This window comes from Kineococcus glutinatus, assembly GCF_039542765.1.
In the GTDB taxonomy this organism is placed as follows: domain Bacteria; phylum Actinomycetota; class Actinomycetes; order Actinomycetales; family Kineococcaceae; genus Kineococcus_A; species Kineococcus_A glutinatus.
In genome coordinates this window covers 1-6,294 of the sequence record NZ_BAABIL010000027.1, presented here as the reverse complement: position 1 = coordinate 6,294, position 6,294 = coordinate 1, and the positions used below count along the sequence as shown (strand labels likewise).

At 75.8% G+C, this 6,294-nt stretch carries 7 protein-coding genes and 1 riboswitch; of the genes, 5 read left to right on the top strand and 2 right to left on the bottom strand.

Annotated elements, in window-relative coordinates:
* The coding region (locus ABEB16_RS01710) for a hypothetical protein (RefSeq protein WP_345710547.1) at positions 1-190 on the bottom strand (190 nt) is incomplete at its 3' end.
* A 483-nt stretch (positions 191-673) separates the two neighbouring features.
* Positions 674-770: riboswitch (SAM riboswitch) on the top strand.
* A 210-nt stretch (positions 771-980) separates the two neighbouring features.
* Between ABEB16_RS01710 and ABEB16_RS01705 the strand changes: the two genes are divergently transcribed.
* The 5 genes from ABEB16_RS01705 (at position 981) to ABEB16_RS01685 (ending at position 6,063) form a co-directional block, all read left to right on the top strand.
* Positions 981-3,032: an FAD/NAD(P)-binding protein gene (locus ABEB16_RS01705; protein ID WP_345710546.1), complete on the top strand. Its 2,052-nt coding sequence runs from the start codon at positions 981-983 to the stop codon at positions 3,030-3,032.
* Between the two features lies 1 nt (position 3,033).
* Entirely contained in the window at positions 3,034-3,273 is a 240-nt protein-coding gene (locus tag ABEB16_RS01700) for a hypothetical protein (protein WP_345710545.1), read from the top strand.
* Complete coding sequence (locus ABEB16_RS01695; RefSeq protein WP_425560078.1) at positions 3,270-4,160, top strand: amino acid ABC transporter permease; 891 nt, start codon at positions 3,270-3,272, stop codon at positions 4,158-4,160. Before ABEB16_RS01700 ends, ABEB16_RS01695 begins: the two co-directional genes overlap by 4 nt.
* Positions 4,157-4,963, top strand: coding sequence for an amino acid ABC transporter ATP-binding protein (locus ABEB16_RS01690; RefSeq protein ID WP_345710544.1), 807 nt, complete (start codon positions 4,157-4,159; stop codon positions 4,961-4,963). The genes ABEB16_RS01695 and ABEB16_RS01690 overlap by 4 nt, the downstream gene beginning before the upstream one ends.
* Before the next feature lie 113 nt (positions 4,964-5,076).
* Positions 5,077-6,063, top strand: coding sequence for an ABC transporter substrate-binding protein (locus ABEB16_RS01685; RefSeq protein WP_345710543.1), 987 nt, complete (start codon positions 5,077-5,079; stop codon positions 6,061-6,063).
* 66 nt (positions 6,064-6,129) lie between these two features.
* Here the strand turns inward: ABEB16_RS01685 and ABEB16_RS01680 are convergent.
* A partial coding sequence (locus ABEB16_RS01680; protein WP_345710548.1) for a rhodanese-like domain-containing protein occupies positions 6,130-6,294 on the bottom strand: 165 nt, incomplete at its 5' end.

The following is a 6,294-nucleotide window of genomic DNA, read 5'->3' as shown; positions in this document are numbered from 1 at the left end:
CGACGGCGGCGGGCTCGACGGCGGACTCGGCGGCGGGCTCGCCACCCGCTGCGGCCACCTCGACGGCCGGCGGACCGGCCGGCCTGCTCGCGGCACGGCGGCGGCGCGGCTTCACCGGCGGCACCGCCGCCTGCTCCGCACCCGGCGCCTGGGGCTCTGCTGCGTCGTGCGTCTCGTCCTGCGTGGTCACGGGGTCTCCCGTCGCCACGCCCGACGACGTCACCGGGAACCGCCGCCGGACGTGGCGTGCTCGTGCGCGTCGTCGGGCGGGACGTCCCACGCCCGACGGAAGTCGTCTGCTGCACGGCCCGGGCTCGCGTCGGTGCCGCGTCGCCCTCGCCGTACCGGGATCGCGAGGTCCGCGGCCTGCCACCCCGCGGCTCCGCACCCGACCACCGCGCCCGAGCGCCTGCCGCTGCCACCAGGGGCGGTGCGGCGCGCAGTCGGGCGCCGCGCTCGGCACGGCGTTCGCGTTCCCGGGCCGCCCGCCCGGTGAGGTGCACGGTCGGCCACGGGAAGTGTCTCACAGGACACCTGTCCTCACCGGAGGCGACGACGCCGGCACAGCGGGTCGGTGCCGCGCGACCGCTCCCGCAGCGCCGGGAGGAGGGGCCGACCGGCAGCGGCGAGGCGGCCCTGGTCACCACCGCCGCGCGCGGGGTACGGTGACCGCCGTCCATCCAGAGCGACCGAGAGACCTGGCTCGTCGACGTCGCAGCAACCCCCCGGACCACACCGGACGAAGGTGCTACCGCCAGGAGCGATGGGAGAACGAGCATGACCCGAGGGTCCGGGCCCACCGCCCGCCGAGCGCCCGCACCGCTCGTCCAGCGCCGGCACATCGACCTCTGCCGCGCGCAGACGTCGGCCTGTCCCACCCGCTGACCCCGCACCCGTCGCGGCGCGCCTGAGTTCCCGGGCGCAGGACCCGCGGGTGCTCCGCGGCGGCCGTCGCGCCGCTCCGCCAGCCGGAGAGCACCGTGTCCTCGACACCCTCCTCACCCGTCCGTCCCCGCCGGCCTCCCACCGAGCACCCCGCCGAGCACCCCGCCGAGCACCCCGCCGTGAGCGGGCGGCGCGCCGTCTGCCTCGTCGGCGCCGGTCCGCGAGCCCTGGGCGTCCTCGAGCGCCTCGGCGCGAGCGCTCCCGAGCTCCTGGGCACCACCCCCCTCGACGTCCACGTCGTCGATCCGCACCCGGCGGGGTCCGGGCGCATCTGGCGCGCCGCGCAGCACCCGCTGCTGTGGATGAACTCCCGCGCCGCCGACGTCACCGTCCTGCCCGACGACAGCGTCCGGGTCGAGGGGCCCGTCACCCCCGGGCCGACCTTGTGGGAGTGGCTGTGCGGGCGGCGCGAGCAGCTGGCGCAGCAGGCGGAGGCGGCCGGCGACGTCCGGCTGGCCGCCGAGGTGCGCGCGGCGCAGGAGGGCTCCTTCGTCTCCCGGTCCCTGGCCGGGCTCTACCTGCGCCAGGCGTGGGAGCGGGTGGTCACCGGCCTGCCCGCCCAGATCACCGTGCACCGGCACGTCGCGACGGCGCTCGACGTCACCGACGCCGCGGACGGCCGCACCCAGCTCGTGCACCTGGCGGCCCGGTCCGAGCCGCTGGCCGTCGACGTCGTGGTGCTGGCGCAGGGCCACCCCGACGCCCGGCCCGGGGTGCGGGAGCAGCGGCTGCGCCGGTTCGCCGACGAGCACGACCTGACCTACGTGCCGCCCGGCTACACCGGCGACCTCGACCTGGACGCGCTGCGCCCGGGTGAGGACGTGCTCGTCGCGGGGATGGGGCTGGCGTTCGTCGACCTGCTGGTGCTCGTCGCCGAGGGTCGCGGCGGGCGGTACTCCCGCGACGCCGGTGGCGACCTCGTCTACACGCCGTCGGGGCGGGAGCCGGTGCTGCACGTGGGCTCCCGCCGCGGCGTGCCGTACCGCTCCAAGCTGGGCTACGAGCTGCAGCCCCCCGCTCCCCCGCTGCCGCGGCACCTGACGGTGGCGGCCGCGGCGGCGCGGGCCGGTGGCGGGCGGCTCGACCTGCGCGCCGACGTGTGGCCGCTGGTCTGCAAGGAGCTGGCGGGCGCCCACTACGCGGAGCTGTACGAGCGGCACCCCGCGCGGACGGCGCTGCCCCGGGCCGGGTTCGAGGAGCGCTTCGCCGCCGGGGCGTGGGGCAGCGCGGAGCTCGACGAGCTCGTGGCGCGCGCGGTGCCGGCGGTGGCGGACCGCTTCGACGTCGCCGCGCTCGACCGGCCGCTGGCGGGGTGGTGGGCCGCCACCGCCGAGGAGCTGCAGGAGCGGGTGCGCGAGCACGTGGCGGCCGACCTGGCCCGGCGGCAGGATCCCGCGCACAGCCCGGACGCGGCCGTGGTGCGGGCGCTGCTCAGCTGCTACGGCGTCGTCGCGGAACTGGCCCGGCGCGGCCTGCTGGACGCCCGCTCCGTGGCGGTGGACCTCGACGGGTGGTTCCACGGGTTCTTCAGCTACGTCGCCAGCGGACCGCCGCCGCAGCGCCTGGAGCAGCTCCTGGCCCTGTCGCGGGCGGGTGTCGTGCGGTTCCTGGGCGCCGACGTGGAGTTCACCGAGGACCCGGCCGCGGGCACCTTCCTGGCCCGCGGCGCCAGCGGCCCCGACGAGGTGCGCACCCGGGCCCTCGTCGACGCGCGGCTGCCGCCGCCGAGCGCGGGCTCGGCCGCCGATCCGCTGCTGGCCCGCCTCGCCCACCGCGGCGAGGTCGTCGAGCAGCTGCTCGAGGACGGCGGGATCCGGATCGGCAACGGGCGCCTGGCGGTCGACGCCGGGCAGCGCCTGCTGGACGCCGACGGACGGGTGCACCCCCACCGGTTCGCGGTGGGCCCGTGGGTCTCGGCGGGGGGCTGGGCGCCGGCCTTCCCCCGTCCCGGGCTCGACGCGGGCTTCTTCCGCCTCAACGACCGCGTGGGCCGCGACGTGCTGCACGTCGTCGCCGGGCAGGCCGTGGCGGCCGCCGGCGCGGGCCCCGCCCCGCTCGCGGCCGAGCCCGGCGCGGGGGCACCGTGAGATGGGCGCCTCCCGCGGGATCACGCTGACCATCTCGGTCGACGACGACGACCCGACGACGACCACGGACCTCATCGCCCTGGCGGACGTCGTCACCGAGGCCGCCCTGCAACTCCTCCCCGGATCCACGACCCGGCTCGTGGTCCTCGCCTCCCCAGGAGCTCCCGTGCTCGAACCCGAGCCTCCCCGCCCGCGGTACCGCCGCGGCACCGCCCGCCCCGCCGCGGCGGACGTCGCGTGAGCGCCCTGCGGGTGGCGCCCGCCCCCTCGCTCCAGCACGGCGAGGCGGTCGGCGCCGCCGGGGTCCGCGTCCTGCCGGCGCGCCACCCGTGGCGCTGGGTGGCGACGGCCGCCGTGGCGGTGCTCGTCGCGATGGCCGCCAACGCTCTCGTCACCAACGACGCGTGGGACTGGCCGACGGTCGGGGACTTCCTCCTCTCGACGAGCGTGCTGCGCTCGCTGTGGTTCACGCTGCAGCTCACCGTCGCCGGAACGGTCATCGGGTTCGCCCTCGGCACGGTCGTCGCGCTCATGCGCATGTCGGCCAACCCGCTGCTGCGGGTGGTGGCCTCGGCGTACACCAGCGTGTTCCGCTCGGTGCCCCTCATCCTGCAGCTGCTGTTCTGGTACAACCTGGCGATCCTCTACGACCGCATCGGTTTCGGGATCCCCTTCGGGCCGGTGTTCGTCAGCGTCCCGACGATGGACCTCGTCGGCCCGGTCACCGCGGCGTTCCTCGGCATCGGCCTGCACCAGGCGGCCTACTCCTCCGAGATCGTCCGCTCCGGGTTCCTGTCGATCGACCGGGGCCAGCGCGAAGCCGCTGCGGCGCTGGGGATCCCGTGGGCCCGGCAGTTCCGCCGGATCCTGCTGCCGCAGGCGCTGCGGGTGATCCTGCCGACGGCGGGCAACGAGGTGATCGGGCTGCTGAAGGGCACGTCGGTGGTCTACGTCATGGCGCTGCCCGAGCTCTTCTACCAGGTGCAGGTCATCTACAACCGGACCGGCCGGGTCATCCCGATGCTGCTCGTCGCCGCGATCTGGTACTTCGCGCTGACCACCGTCCTGACGCTGGCGCAGTCCGCCCTGGAGCGGCGGCTGGCGCGCGGTGAGCGGAGGCCCTCGTGAGCGCGCCGACCGCCGCGCGGGTGGAGGCGGCCGAGGTCCCCACCGGGCCCGTCGTCGAGCTGCGCGGGATCCGCAAGAGCTTCGGGCGCACCGAGGTGCTGCGCGGCATCGACCTCGACGTGCTGCCCGGCACCGTCACCGTGCTGCTCGGGCCGTCCGGGTCGGGCAAGTCGACGCTGCTGCGGACCATCAACCACCTGGAGAAGGTGGACGCCGGAACGGTCCGGGTGCACGGTGAGCTCATCGGCTACCGCCGCGCCGGCCGCCACCTGCGCGAGCTGCACGAGCGCGAGGTGCTCCGGCAGCGTTCCCGCATCGGGTTCGTGTTCCAGGACTTCAACCTGTTCCCGCACCTGACGGTGCTGGAGAACGTGGTGGAGGCACCGGTGTCCGCGCAGCGCCGCGACCGGCGGGAGGTCGAGACCGAGGCGCTGGCGCTGCTGGAACGGGTGGGGTTGCGGGACAAGGCCCGGGAGTACCCGCGCCGGCTCTCCGGCGGCCAGCAGCAGCGCGTCGCCATCGCCCGCGCGCTGGCGCTGCGCCCGGAGCTCGTGCTGTTCGACAAGCCGACGTCCGCGCTGGACCCCGAGCTCGTCGGGGAGGTCCTGGACGTGCTGCGCGACCTGGCCGGCAGCGGCACCACGATGGTCGTCGTCACCCACGAGATCGGCTTCGCCCGCGAGGTCGCCGACCGGGTGGTGTTCCTCTCCGACGGCGTCGTCGTCGAGGAGGGCACCGCAGCGCAGGTGCTCGACGCCCCGCAGCACGAGCGGACCCGCGCGTTCCTGGCCCGCGTGCTCTGAGGCCCACCCGGACCGACCCGACCGCACCACCCCGGACCCCGCTCGGCGCACCCGCGCCGCAGCGCGCTGGACCCTGCCCGGAAAGGCCGGCAGGACCCCTCGAGGAGGACCCGTTGAAGCGCACCACCCCCCGCACGCGGCTGCTCGCCACCCTGGCCCTCGGCACGAGCCTGGCGCTGGCCGGCTGCGGGACGCCCGCGGCGAGCACCTCCGCCGGCGCCGCCCCGTCCTCGGCCACGAGCGGCAGCGGTGTCGACACCAGCCCCGAGCAGACCGGCCGTCCGCACGCCGAGGCCGTCGCCGAGCTCAACGCCGCGCTGCCGCAGGCGGTCCGCGACCGGGGCACGCTCGTCATCGGCACCACCGGATCGGGCAATCCTCCGCTGTCCTTCCGCGCCGACGACGACGAGACGGTCATCGGCATCGAGCCGGACATCGCGATCCTCGTGGCCGAGACGCTCGGGCTGGAGCCGGACATCCGGGCGACCTCGTGGGAGAACCTGTTCCTGTCCGTGGAATCGGGTCAGTACGACGCCGGGTTCTCCAACATCACGGTCACCGAGGAGCGCAAGGAGAAGTACGACTTCGCCGGCTACCGCGTCGACACCCTCGCGTGGGAGGTCGCGGCGGACAGCGACATCGAGGAGATCTCCGGGCCCGAGGACATCGCCGGGCTCACCGTCGCCGTCGGCTCCGGCACCAACCAGGAGAAGATCCTGCTGGCCTGGGACGAGGAGAACCAGGCGGCCGGGCGCGAGCCGGTGACGATCCAGTACTACCAGAACGCCGCCGACACCTACCTGGCGCTGGCGTCGGGGCGCATCGAGGCGAGCTTCGGCCCCAACCCCACCGCCGCGTACCACGCGGCGGTGGCCGGCGACACGAAGATCGTGGGGAACGTCCCCGGCGGCGGTGAGGTCCAGGCCGACATCGCAGCCATGACGGTCAAGGGCAGCGGGCTGGCCCAGCCGATCAGCGACGCCCTGAACCACCTCATCGCCGACGGCACGTACGCCGAGGTCCTCGAGCGGTGGAACCTCGCCGAAGAGGCCGTCCCCACCTCCAGGGTGAACCCGCCCGGCCTGCCGAAGCAGGGCTGAGCCGCACGCGCGCGAAGGGCCCCCTCCCGACCGGGAGGGGGCCCTTCGCGCGCTTCGGGTGCGGCGTCAGCGGGCGGGGGCGCTGCCGCGCTCGGCGCCGGTCACGATGGGCACGCGGACCGCGTTGCCCCACTCCGTCCACGAGCCGTCGTAGTTGCGGACGTTCTCCAGGCCGAGCAGGTGGGTGAGCACGAACCAGGTGTGGCTGGAGCGCTCCCCGATGCGGCAGTA

Coding starts and splice junctions, on each gene's coding strand:
- ABEB16_RS01700 (WP_345710545.1), top strand. CDS start 3,034: ATGGGCGCCTCCCGCGGGATCACGCTGACCATCTCGGTCGACGACGAC.